15 protein-coding genes are annotated in these 17,102 nt (G+C 63.4%); 5 read left to right on the top strand and 10 right to left on the bottom strand.

The annotated features are described in order from the left end of the window. Positions 1–40: 40 nt before the first annotated feature. The 8 genes from FTO74_RS14865 to FTO74_RS14830 form a co-directional block, all read right to left on the bottom strand. Positions 41–1,243 (bottom strand): carboxypeptidase-like regulatory domain-containing protein, encoded by a 1,203-nt coding sequence (locus tag FTO74_RS14865; RefSeq protein WP_255462300.1) that lies wholly within the window; start codon positions 1,241–1,243, stop codon positions 41–43. 128 nt (positions 1,244–1,371) lie between these two features. Next, positions 1,372–2,046: a 7-cyano-7-deazaguanine synthase QueC gene (gene queC / locus FTO74_RS14860; RefSeq protein WP_255462299.1), complete on the bottom strand. Its 675-nt coding sequence runs from the start codon at positions 2,044–2,046 to the stop codon at positions 1,372–1,374. Next, a complete protein-coding gene (locus tag FTO74_RS14855) occupies positions 2,039–2,317 on the bottom strand; it encodes a DUF2007 domain-containing protein (protein ID WP_162538846.1) in 279 nt (92 codons plus the stop codon). The genes queC and FTO74_RS14855 overlap by 8 nt, the downstream gene beginning before the upstream one ends. Positions 2,318–2,339: 22 nt before the next feature. Continuing rightward, entirely contained in the window at positions 2,340–3,110 is a 771-nt protein-coding gene (locus tag FTO74_RS14850; RefSeq protein ID WP_345933331.1) for a DUF3108 domain-containing protein, read from the bottom strand. 157 nt (positions 3,111–3,267) lie between these two features. Further along, entirely contained in the window at positions 3,268–3,825 is a 558-nt protein-coding gene (locus FTO74_RS14845) for a methyltransferase (RefSeq protein WP_162538845.1), read from the bottom strand. Between the two features lie 334 nt (positions 3,826–4,159). Beyond that, entirely contained in the window at positions 4,160–5,215 is a 1,056-nt protein-coding gene (locus FTO74_RS14840; RefSeq protein ID WP_255462298.1) for a glycosyltransferase family 9 protein, read from the bottom strand. Positions 5,216–5,543: 328 nt separating this feature from the next. After that, positions 5,544–6,491, bottom strand: a complete 948-nt coding sequence (gene lpxK, locus FTO74_RS14835; RefSeq protein ID WP_162538844.1) for a tetraacyldisaccharide 4'-kinase — start codon at positions 6,489–6,491, stop codon at positions 5,544–5,546. Continuing rightward, positions 6,488–7,774 carry a 3-deoxy-D-manno-octulosonic acid transferase gene (locus FTO74_RS14830; protein WP_255462297.1) on the bottom strand — a complete coding sequence of 429 codons (1,287 nt, stop codon included), beginning with the start codon at positions 7,772–7,774 and terminating at the stop codon, positions 6,488–6,490. Before FTO74_RS14830 ends, lpxK begins: the two co-directional genes overlap by 4 nt. Before the next feature lie 104 nt (positions 7,775–7,878). Here FTO74_RS14830 and FTO74_RS14825 point away from each other — a divergent pair, with 104 nt between their 5' ends. From FTO74_RS14825 to trmFO, 3 genes are read left to right on the top strand one after another with little or no spacing between them, the layout of a single operon-like run. Continuing rightward, positions 7,879–8,532 carry a hypothetical protein gene (locus tag FTO74_RS14825; protein ID WP_255462296.1) on the top strand — a complete coding sequence of 218 codons (654 nt, stop codon included), beginning with the start codon at positions 7,879–7,881 and terminating at the stop codon, positions 8,530–8,532. After that, positions 8,529–9,056 carry a GNAT family N-acetyltransferase gene (locus FTO74_RS14820; protein WP_345933327.1) on the top strand — a complete coding sequence of 176 codons (528 nt, stop codon included), beginning with the start codon at positions 8,529–8,531 and terminating at the stop codon, positions 9,054–9,056. Before FTO74_RS14825 ends, FTO74_RS14820 begins: the two co-directional genes overlap by 4 nt. Beyond that, complete coding sequence (gene trmFO, locus FTO74_RS14815) at positions 9,053–10,426, top strand: methylenetetrahydrofolate--tRNA-(uracil(54)-C(5))-methyltransferase (FADH(2)-oxidizing) TrmFO (RefSeq protein WP_162538841.1); 1,374 nt, start codon at positions 9,053–9,055, stop codon at positions 10,424–10,426. The genes FTO74_RS14820 and trmFO overlap by 4 nt, the downstream gene beginning before the upstream one ends. Positions 10,427–10,685: 259 nt before the next feature. Here trmFO and der read toward each other — a convergent pair whose 3' ends face one another. Both der and FTO74_RS14805 read right to left on the bottom strand, forming a co-directional pair. Further along, positions 10,686–12,533 carry a ribosome biogenesis GTPase Der gene (gene der, locus FTO74_RS14810; protein WP_162538840.1) on the bottom strand — a complete coding sequence of 616 codons (1,848 nt, stop codon included), beginning with the start codon at positions 12,531–12,533 and terminating at the stop codon, positions 10,686–10,688. A 228-nt stretch (positions 12,534–12,761) separates the two neighbouring features. Next, the gene (locus FTO74_RS14805; protein ID WP_162538839.1) at positions 12,762–13,664 is read right to left on the bottom strand and encodes a hypothetical protein; all 903 of its coding nucleotides are present in this window, start codon (positions 13,662–13,664) and stop codon (positions 12,762–12,764) included. A gap of 189 nt (positions 13,665–13,853) precedes the next feature. On the opposite strand from FTO74_RS14805, the gene FTO74_RS14800 reads away from it, so the two are divergent. Continuing rightward, a complete protein-coding gene (locus tag FTO74_RS14800) occupies positions 13,854–15,002 on the top strand; it encodes a GGDEF domain-containing protein (RefSeq protein WP_162538838.1) in 1,149 nt (382 codons plus the stop codon). 48 nt (positions 15,003–15,050) lie between these two features. Further along, the gene (locus FTO74_RS14795) at positions 15,051–17,099 is read left to right on the top strand and encodes an ATP-dependent DNA helicase (RefSeq protein ID WP_255462295.1); all 2,049 of its coding nucleotides are present in this window, start codon (positions 15,051–15,053) and stop codon (positions 17,097–17,099) included. Positions 17,100–17,102 lie beyond the last annotated feature (3 nt).

Below are 17,102 nucleotides of genomic sequence, written 5' to 3'. Positions count from 1 at the left end.
CCGAGGCATCACGCCCCGGGGCTCTCTTCTCAACCACGGACTACTTCTTCTTGGTGTTCGCCTTGTAGCTCGACTCGATCTTCGCGCCGAAGCCGTCCAGCACCTGCTTCACATCCGCCGCGTGCGGGCCGTCGGGAGCAAGCTGCAGGTAGGTCTGGTAGGCCTCGATGCAGCCCGGAGGAGCCACGATCTTCTGCGTCTTCGGGTCAACCGTCGCCTTCGAAACCAGCGACTGGCCCTTGATGTAGTAGATGTCCGGGCGCTTCGGGTCGGCCGCAATGGCCTTGTCCGCCGCTGCTGCCGCGCCATCCATATCGCCCGCGTTGAAGAGGGTTGCTGCCTCGTTGTAGAGATACTTGCCCGCGCCTGCCGGATCAGCCTTGGCCGCGTTGTCGTATGCCTCGCCCGATTCCTTCGTCTTGCCCGAGCGGCCCAGCGCTTGACCTAGCTGGTTGTAGGCCGTCGCGCCCGTCTCCGCGTTCGGCTTCTTCGAGGCCGTGTTGGCGTCGATAGCCTTCTGGTAAGAGGCCGCCGCCGCCGTGAACTTCTCGACGATCGCCGCGTCCATGGGGCTGGTGTGCGCCGTGCGCGCCGCCGCCTGGGCCGCGGAGCCCGAACCCAACTGCGCATCGCCCAGCGTCAGCCACAGGATCGCCTCATCGGGCTTGGCCGTCGTCGCGTCCGTCATAGCCTTGATCGCGCCATCGAAGTCGCCCGACTTGATATCGCCGCGTGCTGTCGCCAGCAGTCCATTCAGGTTGGCGATTTTGGAGTTTGCCGCCATCGTCTCGGCGTTCTTCTTCTTGAACTCTTCGAGCTGCTTCTTCTCTTCCGGAGTCATCTTGTCGATGTACTCCTTGCGGGTCATGTCGAAGTTGCCCTCGAAGTCCGCACCCGACTTCAGCTGCGCACTCTCGATGAAGTCGATGGTCTTATCATCGACCATCACCACCGCCAGGTAGTCGCCCGGGACGATGCCGTCGCCCTTGTAGTTGCCCTGCGCGTCGATGGGGAAGCTGTACTTGTACTTCCGGTCCTTGGCCTCGCCGGTCTTGTCGGTCGTCAGCTTCACATCGCCCTTGACGATGGGGAACCCGGCGGGGTTGGTCACCTTACCGTGGATCGAGGCCGGAGCCGGTGTCTGCGCCATGCCGGTCGCGGTCAAGGCGAAGATCGCCAGCGCAACGAAAGCCCCAACCACAGCCAGAACGTTTCCGGCCCTATTTCTAAATAGCTTCTTCACGTTTCATCTCTCCCGCGCTGCCCAGGCGGCGCCAAAAATCTTTGTCTTGCCGACTTCTTCTTAAGAATCCATTTGCTAATTTCTTTTATCTTACTGCCAACCTACGATGCCGACTCCTGCCGCTGCGGCTAAGAGACAGAAGCTCGATAGGGAATCGGATCGTCCACGCCAACCTCACGAAACGCCCGCAGACGCAACGCGCAGCTTTCACAGACGCCGCACGCCTCCGCCTCACCCGAATAGCATGACCAACTTACATGGAAGGGCGCGCCCAATTCAACTCCCAACCGGATGATCTCGCTCTTTCTCAGCCGAATCAGCGGCGTTTCGACCCGAATATCGCCCTCTTTCGTGCCCGCCTCGATCAGCTTGTTGAACGCCTCGTAGTACGCCGGGCGGCAGTCGGGATAGCCCGAGCTGTCCTGCTCGACCGCGCCGATCATCACCGTTCGCGCCCCCAGCACCTCGGCCCAGCTTACCGCCGCCGAGAGAAAGTGTGCGTTGCGAAAGGGCACGTACGTCACCGGAACCTCGGCCCCGATCTCCGCGCCCGCCTCGGGCACCGCGATGGTCGCGTCCGTCAGCGCCGAGCCGCCGATCCTGCGGAAGAGGTCGATCTTCAGGTGCAGCAGCTCCTTGGCCCCCACCAGCCGCGCGATCTCCTGCGCCGCCTTCAGCTCGCGAGCCTCGGTCCGCTGCCCGTAGCTGAAGTGCAGGGCGTAGACCTCGTGCTGCTTCGCCGCCAGAGCCGCGCAGACGCACGAGTCCATCCCGCCCGAAAGACAAAGTACCGCTTTACTCACCCGGCTGGTTCCCTTCGGCCTGCTCTTCTTCAGGCAGGTTGGGACCGGCCAGCAGCGCCTTCGCCGCCTCCTCATCTTCCTGCCGCACCGTCAACCGCGTGCGGAACGCCATCGGCACGATTGCGTTGGCGTTCTCGCCCTGCAAAAACGACTCCAGCCCTGCCGACTCCAACAGACCCTGCGCCATGTGCGCCTCGGCCGGGTCCAGGTACCGTCCCACAATCACTTGGTTCTCATCCAACTCGTTCTGGTCGATCTCGTGTGTGCTCATTGCTTTACCTCGCCTGTCTCGATTATCGAATCTCGTAGCTTTGTAGATGAAACGTGATCGTACCCCAGAACAAGCGGGCGCGTATCTGCACCGGCATGTGCCGCGCATCGTCCGTATACCAGATGTAAATCGTTCCCCGGTTCTTCACCACGCCCTCATCGGCGGTCGGCTGCACCCGGATCGTCTGGAACGTCCCCGCCGGGGTCTTGATCTCTTCCTTGCCCTCGACCTTCATGGCCACGGTCACGGTCCGCATCGAGTCGGCCAGGGGGAAGTTCACCTTCTGCCCCACCACCAGCGGCCGCGAGGCCACGTAGAAGATCGCCGAGAGCGAGTCCGCCACGCAGGCCGGAATCGACGCCGTCTTCTGGGTCGAGGTGACCTTCACCATGTTCCGGACGACCTCGGTCTGCTTGCCCGTCGCGTAGTTGAAGGCAAGGTCGCTGTTGATCTTCCGCCGCCCCTCCTGCAACTGCTTGCTGAAGCCGGTCGAGCAGCCGGTCTTGGTATCGAACCCGGCCTGGAACTTGTCGGCCACCGGGAAGATCATGTTCACGTTGCCGACGCTGTCGGCGGTTGCGGTCACTTTTTCCTCAGTCCCCACCCGATCCATGTGGAAAACTGCCGTCCCCGCCGTAAAAACCCGCCAATCCACTGAAAAAGTCAGCGTCGCGTGCTGTGGAAAAGCATACACGGGGTCCGGCGGCTGAAGCGTCGGGATCACGACCGGCACGGACGGCCGCATCCCCGGAAACTGGGCTGGTGCGGAGGTCGTGCCTGCTAGAGAAAGCACTAGAAGAAGGGAAGAGATACAGAGTTTACAGATCGTCAAAGGCACGCTCGCGAACGGAAAGAATGTATGGTTCCGGTAGTGTTCCGGGTAATATCCGGTGGTCCCCCCAAAAAGAGCCCCACTGCTACCGGCTTCGAGTGAGCACCGGCAGAAGTAGCTATCGCTCGAGCACAAGACGAATCAGAAGCGCGGCGTACAGTGCGCCGACACCCATAGCAGCATTGTACTCGCGATGATGCCGGTAGAGCTTCGCGGAAAAACTTCCCCGTTCGCCCGTGGAGGGAGCCGCCGTCAGTCGTGGGAGCAGCCGCGGCACCGCCGCCGCATAGGCATCGAAGCCCGCAAAGTGTTCACGCAGATAGCTTTCCTCGCCCTGGATGGTCGGGATATAGATCGCCGCGAAGAGCGCCGCCAGAGCAATAAAGATCACCCAGCTTGCCGAAGCCGCCGCAAATCCGAAGGCGATCAGCATCGACCCCAGGTAGAGCGGGTTGCGCGTGTGGGCGTAGGGGCCGGTGGTCGTCAGCTCGGAGTTTTTACGGACATATCCGGCAGCATAGCCGCGCAGCCAGAGACCCGGCAGCACCAGCACCAGGCTCACCGCCAGCGTCTTCCAGCTAGGCCGGGCCAGGGTCAGGAACACCACCGCAAAGACGAATCCCATGGGAACCCGAATCCGTTTTGCCACCCGCTGCCAGCCCGTACGTTCTGCCATTCGTTACTAACCTTCCCAAACTGGAACTACTCATAAAATTGGGGATAACCCCAGTCTCCCAGCATACCTTTCCGGGCCGCACAGAGTAAGACGAGAACTGGACGATCGAGTCTCACCGACCTGCAAAAGCTAAAAGAGCCCGTTCGGCGTGAAGACGCTTTTGCCGTTGCCTGTTTTCTCGGTTGCCATTCAGGAGCGGAGCGAAGGAATCTGCTTCTGTTTTGTCTTTGCTGTTGCTTTTGTTTCTGGGGTAGGTCCAGGCTTTAAAACTCATCACAGATGCAGGTGCCTCCCTGTCTTGTCTCTGAGACATGGGTTTCAAAGCAGGACAGACTTACTTGTAGATCATCTCCATCGCCGCCTCAAAGACCTCATCCACCCCGATCCGAGCCAACCCAGCCTCGGTCGCCGTGTGCCGCCGATGGTCCACCACACTTGCCGGATCGCGCAACACCCGGACCCGGCTGCCCGGAAACCTCTGCGGCCCGGTCCGCGCCGGATCGGTGGGTCCGAAGAGAGCCACGGCGGGCGTTCCCAGCGCCCCGGCCATCTGTACCGGCCCGGTATCGCCGCCGACGACCAGAGTCGCCGCCCGCACCACGCTCGCCAGCTCGCCAACCCCGCAGGCGAAGATCTCGGCCACGCCGCCCGCCGCCACCTGCCTCGCCACGATGTCCTTCTCCGAGGCCGCGTTGACCACCACCCGGAAGCCCGCCGTCCGCAGCCGCACGGCCAGCTCCCGAAACCGCCCCGTGGGCCACATCTTCGCGCCCCAGCCCGCCGTGGGAGCCAGCAGCACGAACCGCTCCCCGTTCACGACGCCGAACTTTATCAACGCCTCGGCGCAGTGGGCGCGGGCATCTTCGTCGGTGGGAAGAGCGGCCACCCCGGGCGTCAACTCCATCTTCACAGCCCCGCCCAGCAGCTCGCACGCCTGCTCGATCACATGGACGGACTCGGTCCGCACCCGCTCCGTGTACAGCATCCGGGCCTGACGCTCTCGTGGTTCTTCCGGCCCCACCAGCCGTTTGGCTCCCGAGAGCCGCCCGATCATCGCCGACCGGATCGACCCCTGAAGATCGACGCAGATGTCGTAGCGACCGGCGCGCAGCTCCCGCCGCAGCCCGGCGATCTCACGCGCCGTCTGCAGGGAGAACGGCCGCCGTTTCCAGGCGCGGGTAGGAACCTCGTGGACCCGGTCGACCAGCGGCCTTGAGCCGTCGCTGGCCTCGAGCAGCGGCCACCAGGCTGGCTCGATCGCCCAGCCGATGTGGCACCAGGGGTTTTTTTGCCGCAGCGCAGCCACGGCGGGCAGGGCGTGCAGCACGTCTCCCATAGCGCCCACGCGCACGATCAGCACTCTCAGCCGATTTGGAGTTGAGACTCGCAAGCACCCATCTTCTCACGCAGAGCTGGCTCGCCGGTGTGAAGGCTCCTAAAGGATTACCACGGACAAAAGAGCTTTACGCGAAGCGTCGAGAACCGCACGAAGTGCCGCCCGCCCGGCGTTAGGGCGCTGTTGCCTGTTTTCTTGGTTGTCATTCAGGAGCGAAGCGGAGGGAATCTGCTTTTGCTGTTGTCGTTGCTTCTGGGGTAGGTCGGGGCTTTAGCCCCCGAGATATGCTTTCTTTTCTCAGGCACAAAGACAGGGGCAACAGAGCCCTAACGCCGGGCGGGCGGCACTTCGTGCGATTCTCGATGCTGTGCGTGGCAAGGATTTAAAATCTCAGCCGCCGCCGCACCGCCTCCTCATCCACCATCTCCACCCGCAGCTCTGCCGCCCGGATCGGCCCCGCCGTCTCGAGCAGCGTCCGCAGCGGCCCGGTGAGCTTCACCTCATCCTTGGCGGTCGTCACAAACCCATCGGCCCGCAACAGCTTCGCTGCCTCGGCCAGCCGCTCGATCTCCGCGATCCCGTACTTCTGGTGATCGGCAAAAGCAATCCTGACCCGGGGCGTGAACCCAGCCTCCACCAGTCCGGCAAAGAACCCCTCCGGCCGCGCAATCCCGCAGAACGCCACCGGCCGCGAGGGCATATCCGCAGGCAGCGACAGCCGCCGCCGTACCACCCAGACCTCAGCCCGTAGCCCCCGCGCCGACAGCCAGGCTTGAAGTTCGGCGGCCTCATCCTCCCGCAGTACGATCACATCCGCCCTGGCCAGCGCCCGCAGGGGCTCGCGCAGATCGCCCGCCGGAAGCAGGGAATCGCCCACGTCCTGAGCGGTCAGCAGCACCACATCCAGGTCCCGCGCCAGCCGCCGATGCTGAAATCCATCATCGAGCAGATGAACCCCCTGCCCACCTTGGGCTTCGGCCATCAGCCCCGCCGCATAGCGGTCGGCCCCGACGAAGACCTCCACGCCAGCCCGTGCCAGCTCCATCGGCTCATCGCCGAACCGCTGCGCATCTCCGTCCGCGTCGACACGCTCGATTGCCTTCGAAGACCGCCCGTACCCACGCGAGAGCACATCCACCTGCACGCCCATGCGGCCCAGTACCCCGGCCAGCGCCTTGACCACGGGAGTCTTCCCGGCACCACCGGCGGAGAGGCTGCCCACGCTCACCACCGGCCATGCCAGCCGCTTCGGTTCACCCGCAAACAGACCCTTCAGCCCCAGCCCCGCCCGATACAGCGGCACCAGAGGCAATCCCCACGCCCGCTTCAATCCATCACCTCCAGCAAGTCCAGCAGCACGGTCACCGTCCGCCCCACGGCACCGGATTGCTTCCGGTACTCGGTCCTACCCCTGGCACCCATCTCCTGCCCATCCCGCAGCAGCTCCACCAAAGCGTCTCCCAACTGCTCGCGAGTCACAATCCGAATCGCCTCCGCTGCCCTCATCCCGTCCACCACCGCGCGGAAGTTTTCGTACGAGCCGCCCATCACCACGGGCACGCCGAAGAGCGCCGCCTCCAGAGGATTATGCCCGCCCTTGGCCACCAGGCTGCCCCCCAGAAACGCTACACAGGCCAGCCCGTAGACCGTCGCCAGGTCGCCCACCGTATCGAGCAGCACCACGCTCCCGGCCGTAATCTCCTCCGGCTTTTCCTGCTGCATCTCGGTAGCGCGGTAGCTCCGCAGGCCCGAGCCATCCACCATCCGCATCACCTCGGCGAACCGCTCCGGATGCCGTGGAGCGATCAGCAGCACCGCCTCCGGCACCTGCGCCACTACCCCCGGCCACGCCTCGAGCAGCATCTCTTCCTCGCCCGGCAGGGTACTGCCTGCGACCACGAGCTTCCTATCGCTCACCAGACCTTGCAGCATCGTCGTGATCGACGAAGCCCCCATATCAGGAGTGCCGTTGTGGTACTTCAGGTTGCCCGCCACGCGCACTCGCTCCGTCGGAGCCCCAATCGCTACCAGCCGCGAGGCCGTCTCCTGCCCCTGAGCCAGAAAGATCGTCACCTTCCGCAGCAGCGGCCTCCACAGCCGGCGCAGCCGCATATACCGCGGGAACGAGCGGTCCGAGATTCGTGCATTGACGACCGCCACCGGCACCGCTGCCCGCTCGCACTCCACCAGAAGGCGTGGCCACAGCTCGCTCTCCATCAGCACCATCAGCCGGGGTTGAAGCACCCGCAGATACGCCCGAACAGCCCACGCGAAGTCCAGCGGAAGATAGAACACCGGAGCCTTACCCAGCCGCTCGCGCGCGATCTTCTGCCCGGTCATCGTCGTCGTCGAGACCACCATGACCCACCTCGGAAACGCCTCCTGCAACTGCGCGATCAGCCGCGATGCCGCGACGACCTCGCCCACCGACACCGCATGAAACCAGATGACCTGCTTGCCTTTGACAGCCTGCCTGAGTGAAGGCGGCACTATCCCCAGCCGCCCCGCCAGCCCCGCGCGATACCGCCCGCTGGTCGCCATTCTCCACAGCCACCACGGCGCACTCAGCACCAAGCCCAGCGCCAGCAGCAAGCTATAAACGACCATTCCCATCCAGCGTTCCCTATCCCTTCAAAACCCTCAGCCTTTACCGACGCACCAGCGAAGATGATAATCAAGCCAGGATGTTCCCGCATCGCAAACTCACATTCTCGGTATTGCTTCTATGCTCCTCGGCCCTTGCCGCCGACAAGCCTCGGCCCGCGCCGGCGGTCAAGCCTGCCGCACAGTACGCCGTGCACGAGGCCCATCCCGACGAGCATGTCACCATCGCGGCCGAGCCCTGCGAAGACCCCGACAACTGCAAGTTCTTCCGCCTTCCCTATATCCAGCACGGCTTCCTGCCCGTCCGGGTCATCATTACGAATGATCGTGACCAGCCTTTGAAGCTCGACGACGTGCGCATCCAGTTCTTCCCGGCTGAGGGTGACAAGATGCCTGCCGCTACCGACGAGGACATCAACCGCCGCCTCTTCTCGCGCAAGAGCGCCGCCGGAACCAAGATCCCGCTCGTCCCCATCACCATCCACCACGAGCCCGTGGACAAAAAGATCACCAACGACGGCGACGACTTCGGCTTCAAATCCCTGACCGTTGCGCCCCACACCACCGCCGCCGGATATGTCTTCTACGACGTCCGCGCGCTCGACGAGCCGGTACTGAAGGGTGCGGAACTATATGTAAAGATGATTCGTACTACCAGCAACAAAGGAGAGCAAGTGGAGCTGTTCGGCTTTTCTATTCCATTTACCAGGCGGCTTGACCCTAAACCAGAGGTAAAGCCGTCCTCTCAATCACCCTCCCCCAAGTGAAGAGGCCAATGCACGTGATCCGCCCCGCCACCTCCGAAGACGCGCCCGAGATTCTAGCCTTCATCCGTGAGCTTGCCCTGTACGAGCGCGAACCCGATGCGGTTCGCGCCTCCCTGTCCGATATCCTTCGCGATGGCTGGGGCCCGCAGAAGAGATTCCATTGCCTCCTCGCCGAGTCCGACGGTGCTCCTGCCGGATTCGCCCTCTACTTCCACAACTACTCCACCTGGCGCGGCCACGCGGGCATCCATGTGGAGGACCTCTACGTTCGTCCCGCCTACCGCCGCCGCGGCATCGGCAAGGCGTTGCTCGCCGCCGTCGCAGCCATCGCCATCGACGAGGGCTGCCCGCGCCTGCAGTGGGACGTGCTCGAGTGGAACACCCCGGCCATCACCTTCTACGAGGCCATCGGGGCCAAACGCCTGATGGAGTGGCGCACCATGCGCATCTCCGACAGCGCCCTCTCGCTGCTGGCCTCTGCCTCGTCTTCCGGTTCTTCCGTTGATTCCCCTGGAGCACTATGAGTAGTCGTATCCGTGTCATCGGCGGCGGCCTTGCCGGTCCCGAAGCCGCTCTTCAGGCCGCCGCCGCAGGTTGTCAGGTAGACCTCTACGAGATGCGCCCCACGCGTTCCACCGAGGCCCACCAGACCGCCGACTTCGCCGAACTGGTCTGCTCGAACTCGCTCAAATCCGAGAGCGAGAACACTGCCCCCTGGCTGCTGAAGCAGGAGATGCGCCGGGCCGGATGCTTCCTGCTCGAAGACGCCGACGCCACCGCTGTTCCTGCGGGACATGCCCTTGCTGTGGATCGCGTGGCCTTTTCGGCTCGCGTAGCCGCCCGGCTGGAGGCTTCGCCCAACATCACCATCCATCGCGAGGAGGTACTGAGTCTCGACGAGAGTGACGCCGGTGGCGATGCGGCCCTGACCATCATCGCCAGCGGCCCGCTGAGCAGCCCCTCCCTCACCGCCGACCTCCAGCGCCTCACCGGCTCCGAGCACCTGGCCTTCTACGACTCCATCTCGCCCATCGTCGACGCCAGCAGCATCGACATGGACAAGGTCTACTTTGCCGCGCGCTGGGACAAGGGCACCGCCGACTACATCAACTGCCCCTTCACCAAGGATGAGTACAACGCCTTCATCGACGCCCTTACCGCCGCCGAGAAGATCGAGCAGAAGTCCTGGGAGCAGCTCCCCGACGAGGAGGCCGCTGCCGCAGCCGTGCCGCTACAGTACTTCGAAGGCTGCCTGCCCATTGAAGAGACCGCTCGCCGTGGCCGCGATACGCTCCGCTTCGGCCCTATGAAGCCTGCCGGGCTTACCAACCCAAAGACCGGCCGCTGGCCCTACGCCTGCGTGCAGTTGCGCCAGGAGAACCTCCGCGCCGACAGCTACAACCTTGTTGGCTTCCAGAACCACCTGAAGTTCGGCGAGCAGGCCCGTGTGCTGCGGATGATCCCCGGCCTCGAGCATGCGACCTTCCTGCGCTACGGCCAGATTCACCGCAACACCTACATCCACGCGCCCTCGCTGCTCAACGAGACGCTGCAACTGAAGGCCCATCCGCGCTTTATGATCGCGGGCCAGCTCTCCGGGGTCGAGGGCTACACGGAGTCCATCGCCAGCGGGATGCTGGCCGGGATCTTCGCCGCCGCCATCGTGAATGGCCGCACGCCCGTACCGGCTCCGCGCCTGACGGCTCACGGATCGCTGATGCACTACATCACCCACGCGGAGACGAAGAAGTTCCAACCGGCCAACATCACCTTCGACCTGCTGCCTCCGCTTGAAGAGGAGCTGCGTAAGCAGATCCGCGACAAGAAGGAACGCCACCGCATCCAGTGCGACCGCGCCTTGGAGGCTTGGTCCGACTGGCGTAAACAGCTATAACGCCACCCGGACGCCGTGGCCTGTTCTTTTGGTTGTCATTCAGGAGCGAAGCGGAGGAATCCGCTTCTGCTGTTGCCGTTGTTTCTGGGGTAGGTCCGGGCTTTAGCCCGGACCTCAAAACCAGCCACAGATGCGGGCTTTAGCCCCCGAGGTATTCTCTCTTCAAAAGAGGAAAGACGTCCTGTCGGACGGGCCCGCTACGCGCGGGGCGGGCGTTCACACGCCTTTTTACTGCTTCGCGTGGTCCTCGGGCCACCATTTACTCCGCTTCTTTCTTCTTGTTCCGCGCCCGAATCTTGAACCAGATCGGCGAGCCGATAAACCCAAAGTTCTCCCGAATCTGATTGGCCAGAAACCGCTCGAACGAGAAGTGCATCTTCACGTCCTTGTCGGTAAACAGCACAAAGGTCGGCGGAGCCACCTGAGCCTGCGTCATGTAGTAGATGCGCACGCGCTTGTTCATCGGCACGGAAGCTCGCTGGAAGTCGACCTTCTCGAGGAACTTGTTCATCTGCCCGGTCGAGACGCGCTTACGCCGCTCGCGCGCTACCAGCTCCACCTTGGCGAAGACCTCGTTGATCGCCCGCGGCTTGTCGCTATCGGCCGGAGCAGCCGAGATGAACAGCAGCGGCGCGTAGTCCAGATACTTCAACGCATCGCGAACCTGTTGCGCGTAAACCTTCTGGTCCGCCGGAGGCTTGCCGTCGGTCCGCGCCGTCGTCATCAGGTCCCACTTGTTGATGACGATAATCACCGACCGCCCCGACTCGTGCGCGTACCCGCCGATGTTGGCGTCGATCCCCGTCACGCCCTCGGTGGCGTCGATCACCAGCAGCGAGACGTCCGCCGCCTCGAGGTGCTTCCGCGCCATAATCACCGACAGCTTCTCGGCCATCAGCTTGGTCTTGCCCTTGCGCCGAATCCCCGCCGTATCCACAAACCGGAAGAGGTGCCCCTTGCGCTCGACGATCTCATCGACCGCATCCCGCGTCGTTCCCGCAATGGGAGAGACGATGGCCCGCTTCGAGTCCGTCAGGGCGTTCAGCAGCGTGCTCTTGCCCACGTTCGGACGGCCGATGATCGCAACCTTGGTCTCCCGCGACTCGTACTCGCCGTGCGTGCGCTGCTTGCGCACCAGCTTCGGCCCACCATCCTCCGGCTCGGTCTCCTCGTCCTCGAACGGCTCGAACTCCGGCTCTTCCTCAACCTCGGCCACGTCGGTAGGCTGCGGCAGCACCGCGAAGACCTCGTCCAGCAGGTCGCCCACGCCCGAGCCATGCTCCGCCGAAATGGGCAGCACGTTCTTGAAGCCCAGGCGGCGGAAGTTCTCCGCCATCAGGTTCATGTGCTCGGTGTCGATCTTGTTGACGGCCAGAAAGACGGGCTTGCCGCCGCGCAGCAGCAGCCGCGCTAGTTCGAGGTCGGGCGAGGCCAGCTCCGTGCGCCCGTCTACGACCATGACGATCGCGTCGGCTTCCTGAAGCGCCACCTGCGCCTGGCGGAAGATCTCGCTCGGGATCAGCGCCTCGTCATCGGGGATGACGCCGCCGGTATCGACCAGCCGTGCGTGCTGGTTCTGCCACTCGATCTCGCCGTAGATGCGGTCGCGTGTGATGCCCGGCTCGTCGCCCACGATGGAGCGCCGCGAGCCTGTCAGGCGGTTGAAGAGCGTGCTCTTGCCCACGTTGGGCCGCCCGCAGATGGCGATGAGCGGCAGCGCCTTCGAGGCCGCGTGCTCGGTCGTGACGGAGAGTTGCAACGCCAGCAGCTCGGCCTCGCGCCAGTCGTCCTCGGGATGAGCCGCCGCGTGAATCCGCCGCGCCGGCAGCGGAGCCGTGCGCGAGGGCCGGTCCTGCGAGGCTTTGGCGGAGTTGCGCCCCTGCTTCTCGTCGCTGTCGCCCGCGATGATGCGCTTCTGCTCGAACTCCGGCGACCGCCGCGAGATGCGTGCTTTCTCGGCCTCTTTGGCCTTCTTGGTGGCGATCACCTTGCGCTTACGCGGGTCCACCGCTCCAGTCGTCGGCGTAGCCTTCGGCGCGCGCCCCTTCTTCGGACGCGTACTCGCCTGCCGATGCTTCTTGCCTAACCGCTTCTTCTCTGGAGCCATCTCGTCCTCACCTATGCCCACGCGCAGACCCAGCGTGAACCTCTCAAGACTTCTATTATAGGAAGCCGCAGCGATCTGCGCGGTATTTTGCACGCGTTCGTGGTATCACGAACACATCTGTCACCATTTATGAGGTAAAGGGGAGCTTCTTTTGGCAGTTTCGTCGAGCGTGCCAGAATTACAAAATGCTTCGCCCCGCAGACCGCACTCACTTGTCACGAGGCGTCACTAATGCTCGGTGGAACTCGGCGATACGACGCCGAATTGAGGATGAGAGCCAAGATCCAGGATCACGATAGAGCTGAAGAAGAGCGCATTTCCCAATGATCCTGATGCCCCGAAAACATTGTCGCGGAAGAAATTCGGGCGCGAAGGAGTCGTGCTCAAGACGGGATGCGAATAAGTGTGTTGTCCCAACCGAAGATCTCCTGTCGATTTTGCTGTCACAGACTCAACTTCTTTTCCCCAGATCTGATCGACCTGATGAGTTGCGGTGTCTTCGGCACCTTTCAAGTTTGTCGCAGCTTTCCAGAGGTCGAAGTCAACTGACAGTTCATCAGGACTATCGCCGCTGTCATAGATAAGATCAGGCAGCTTCTGGCCATTCAGTTCGGCGCTCAGGAATAGCTTGCCGTCGCGGATCTGTGCGGGAATCCAATCTGCTGCTCGATTCAATGCGTCGGGCAGGTCCGCACGATTCATAAGGCAGATGCGCTGCCTGGGGAAGTCAATCACGAACGTGTGACCCACCAGGATGTCCAATCCGACTGAGCCTTGAAGGTCTTTGTCGGGTATGTTTTTCATCCTGTACACGGGGATGGAGGAGAAGAACATGCCCGCGAACTGAACCCGGGGAGCGCGAGTAAAGCTGCTCTTCTCGGTCCACCCAGCATGCTCCTTGGCTCCATACGGAATGACCACATCGGCTCCCGTGTCGAGCTGATACCAATAGTGCTGACCGTTCACGGTAATGGGAACCCGCATAACGGACTTACCCGCGTTCCATTCGAACCGGCTACAGCGAATACCGTCGGTGGAGGGCTTTCCCGGGGTGGTCTGGCCTTGCGCTTTTGCGAGGAAGGTACAACCCGTCAGCACGAAGAGGAATGCTCGCCGGAGAAAGAGCTTCATGCTGGCATCATATGACAGTCAAGTTTGGCGGCGAGGAGTATCCAACGAAAGCTGGCGCGATTCCTGAACCGGACATCATTACTTCGAATCATCCTATGGACCGCCTCCGTAACCCCCATAAAATAAAGACATGCTTCGTCCTCGGGGTTCAAAATAAGCGGCGTTCCTCCATCGGAGGCGGGAATCCATGTGCTGACGCTCGCCGGCCCCGCCATTGCGTTCCTGTTCGGCGTGCTCTTTTTCGGCATCTGGATGAGCTGGAGAACGCTCTGCTATCTTCGGTGGCTGGCGGCCGCATTTTTTCTGTTCAGCCTCGCGCTTCTGTCGCATATCCTGCTGATTCCAAGCGATCTGGGCCTCAATACGGTCGTCAACTGCACCCTGTACACCGCCGCGACCTTGGCCTTCGTCGAAGGCAACCTGCGGCGGCTGAGCCTGCGGTCGAACCACCTGCTCAACGCGACGGTGGCCATCCTTGTCGTCGGCCTCACCACGTACTTCTACTACGGCCTCCCCTGGCTGCACGGGCGGGAGTACGTGATGAACTTCGGGCTGGCCTCGCTGCTGCTCGTGATGGCGCTGCGGATGAGGCGGGTGCATCTCCTCCTCGACCGCGCCCTGTTCTGGACGCTTCTGGTCTTCGCCCTCCAGTTCTTTGTGCGGACGGTCCTCACGATGGGACCTAAAGGTGTGATCGGCTATCGAGCCAGCATGAGCGATCGCGTCTGGATGATGCAGTCCACCTTCTGGATCTGGATGAACTTCTCCTTCCTGATCTTTACGGTCCTGATCGGGCTGCTGTCCTCGGCCGTCATTGCGGCCGATATCGTGGCCGCGCTGCAGCGCAAGGCAGGCACGGACCTGCTGACGGGCCTGTTCAATCGCCGCGGGTTTGAGGAGTTTGCCGCGGGGCAGGCTGTGAGGATGGAGTGCCAGGGCCGCAGCCTGATCCTCTTCGATCTCGACGACTTCAAGACCATCAATGACACGCACGGCCACCATGCGGGGGATGCGGTTCTCTCGCAGATCGGCTCGCTGCTGTTGCAATACATGCACAGTCGAGATGCGGCGGCGCGGCTGGGAGGGGAGGAGTTTGCCGTGCTTCTGTGCGATCCCGCTGCGGGCGAGGCCGAGGAGATCGCCGAGCGGCTGCGCCGGGGCATCGCCAATATTAGGTTCGGTGAGGTGGGCCTGAAAGGCCGGATCGTTACGGCGAGCTTCGGCGTCGTCGAGCTGCGCGCCGGAGAGGGGCTGGACCGAGCGCTGCGCCGCGCGGATGAGCTGATGTACACGGCCAAGAGAGCCGGAAAGAACAGAATCGTAGCCAATTGGAGCTGAGGTTTTTCAGCGAAGATTCGGCGAAACCCATATGATGGTGACAGCACCGTGCCTCCGCTGACCTCGATCTCGCCCGCGGTCCCCGCACCCCCTCAGCCCAAGCTGCCGACCCTCCGCGAGTTCTTCGCGCCCGGCGGCATCCTCTCCAGCAGCTCGCTCGCCTTCGAGCACCGCAAGGGCCAGTACGAGATGGCCCAGGCCGTCGAATCCGCCCTCAACGACAAGCGCCACCTCATAGTCGAGGCAGGCACCGGCACCGGCAAGACCCTCGCCTATCTGCTGCCCGCCCTCCGCTACGCCCGCGAGCGCCAGCAGCGCGTCATCATATCGACGGGTACAAAAAACCTTCAGGAACAGCTCTTCTTCAAGGACGTGCCTTTTCTCGAATCGCTCCTCGGCCCTCTGAAGATCTGTTACATGAAGGGCCGCGCCAACTACCTCTGCAAGTCCAAGCTCTACGCCCTGCGCGACTCGCCGCTGCTCAACGGGCTCGAGGAGATCGAGCAGTTCCACCAGCTCGTCGTCTGGGAAAAAGAGACCACCACCGGCGACCGCGCTGAGGTCGATCACCTGCCCGAGACCTCGCCCCTGTGGCACAAGCTGGACGCCCGCACCGAGGCCTGCCTGGGCACCACCTGCCCCGACTGGGAGCAGTGCTTCGTCACCCAGATGCGGCGCAACGCGCTCGAAGCCGACATCATCATCGTCAACCACCACCTCTTCTTTGCCGACCTCAACATCAAGCAGCAGGCCGCCAACGCGCCCGACGCGGGCATCCTGCCCGAGGCCGCGGCGGTCATCTTCGACGAGGCCCATGAGCTGGAGGACATAGCCTCCAACTACTTCGGCATCGGCCTCACCAACGCCCGCTTCGACGAGCTGATCCGCGATGTCGAGCTGATGATGCGCAGTAAGGACGCGCTCTCCTCGTCGCTGCTGAGCGCCTGCAACATCCTGAAAGACCGCGCTCGCATGTTCTTCGCCGCGCTGCCCGTCGAAGGCCCGCAGCTCGGCCGTATGCCCTTCGATCGCCGCCAGGACTTCCTCGAATCGGACGGCGACGCCTACCTGGGCGCGGCCAACGCGCTGCAACGGCTCGAAGGCGAGCTGGAGCGCATCAAGAACGTCGACGAGGCCAAGGGGCTGCTCAAGCGCACGGGCGACATCCGCTCGCACCTCAAGTTCCTGCTCGAATCCGACGACCCCAACGTCGTCTTCTGGATCGAGCGCCGCGCCCTGGGCGGGGTCCGCAACCTCGCTCGTGGCGCGGGGATGCAGGCCTTCAGCACCCACCTACAGGCCACGCCCATCGACGTCTCGCAGCTCCTCACCACGTCGCTCTTCGAGAGCCACTCCTCGGTCGTCCTCACCTCGGCGACCCTCACGGTGGCGGGCGGCTTCGAGCACATCACCAAGCGCCTCGGGATGCCCTTTGGCCGCGAACTGGTCGTCCCCAGCCACTTCGACTACCCGCGCCAGGCGCTGCTCTACCTGCCCCCCAGTATGCCCGACCCGCGAGAGCCGGACTTCTTCGGCCACGCCGCCGAGCGCATCCGCCGCGTGCTTGAGATCTCGCAGGGCCGCGCCTTCTGCCTCTTCACCAGCTACACCCAGATGCGCGCCATGCACGAGCGGATGCTGGCCGAGCTGCCGTATCCGCTGCTGCTCCACGGCACCGCGCCACGCCATGTGCTGCTGCAACAGTTCCGCGACACCCCCAATGCCGTCCTCTTCGGCACGTCGTCCTTCTGGCAGGGGGTGGATGTACAGGGCGAGCAGCTCTCCTGCGTCATCGTGGACCGCCTGCCCTTCGCCGTGCCCTCGGACCCGGTGGTCAAGGCGCGCATGGAGGCCATCGAGGCGACGGGCGGCAAGCCCTTCTTCGACCTGTCGGTCCCCTCTGCGGTCATCACGTTGAAACAGGGCTTCGGCCGCCTCATCCGCTCGCTCCACGACCGCGGCGTTCTGGTGCTGCTCGACCCGCGCATCCAGCGCCAGCGTTACGGCCGCATCTTTCTGGACTCGCTGCCGCCCTACCGGGTCACCCAATCTATTGACGACGTCGAGCAGTTCTTCGCAACTGACGTATCCTCGTAAGTA

The organism is Granulicella sp. WH15 (genome assembly GCF_009914315.1).
Taxonomy (GTDB): Bacteria; Acidobacteriota; Terriglobia; order Terriglobales; family Acidobacteriaceae; genus Edaphobacter.
The sequence above is the reverse complement of the archived record's forward strand: the minus strand, read 5'-3'. Positions and strand labels throughout refer to the sequence as shown.

Coding starts and splice junctions, on each gene's coding strand:
- der (WP_162538840.1), bottom strand. CDS start 12,533: ATGGCTCCAGAGAAGAAGCGGTTAGGCAAGAAGCATCGGCAGGCGAGT.
- FTO74_RS14845 (WP_162538845.1), bottom strand. CDS start 3,825: ATGGCAGAACGTACGGGCTGGCAGCGGGTGGCAAAACGGATTCGGGTT.
- FTO74_RS14830 (WP_255462297.1), bottom strand. CDS start 7,774: ATGGGAATGGTCGTTTATAGCTTGCTGCTGGCGCTGGGCTTGGTGCTG.
- trmFO (WP_162538841.1), top strand. CDS start 9,053: ATGAGTAGTCGTATCCGTGTCATCGGCGGCGGCCTTGCCGGTCCCGAA.
- FTO74_RS14855 (WP_162538846.1), bottom strand. CDS start 2,317: ATGAGCACACACGAGATCGACCAGAACGAGTTGGATGAGAACCAAGTG.
- FTO74_RS14805 (WP_162538839.1), bottom strand. CDS start 13,664: ATGAAGCTCTTTCTCCGGCGAGCATTCCTCTTCGTGCTGACGGGTTGT.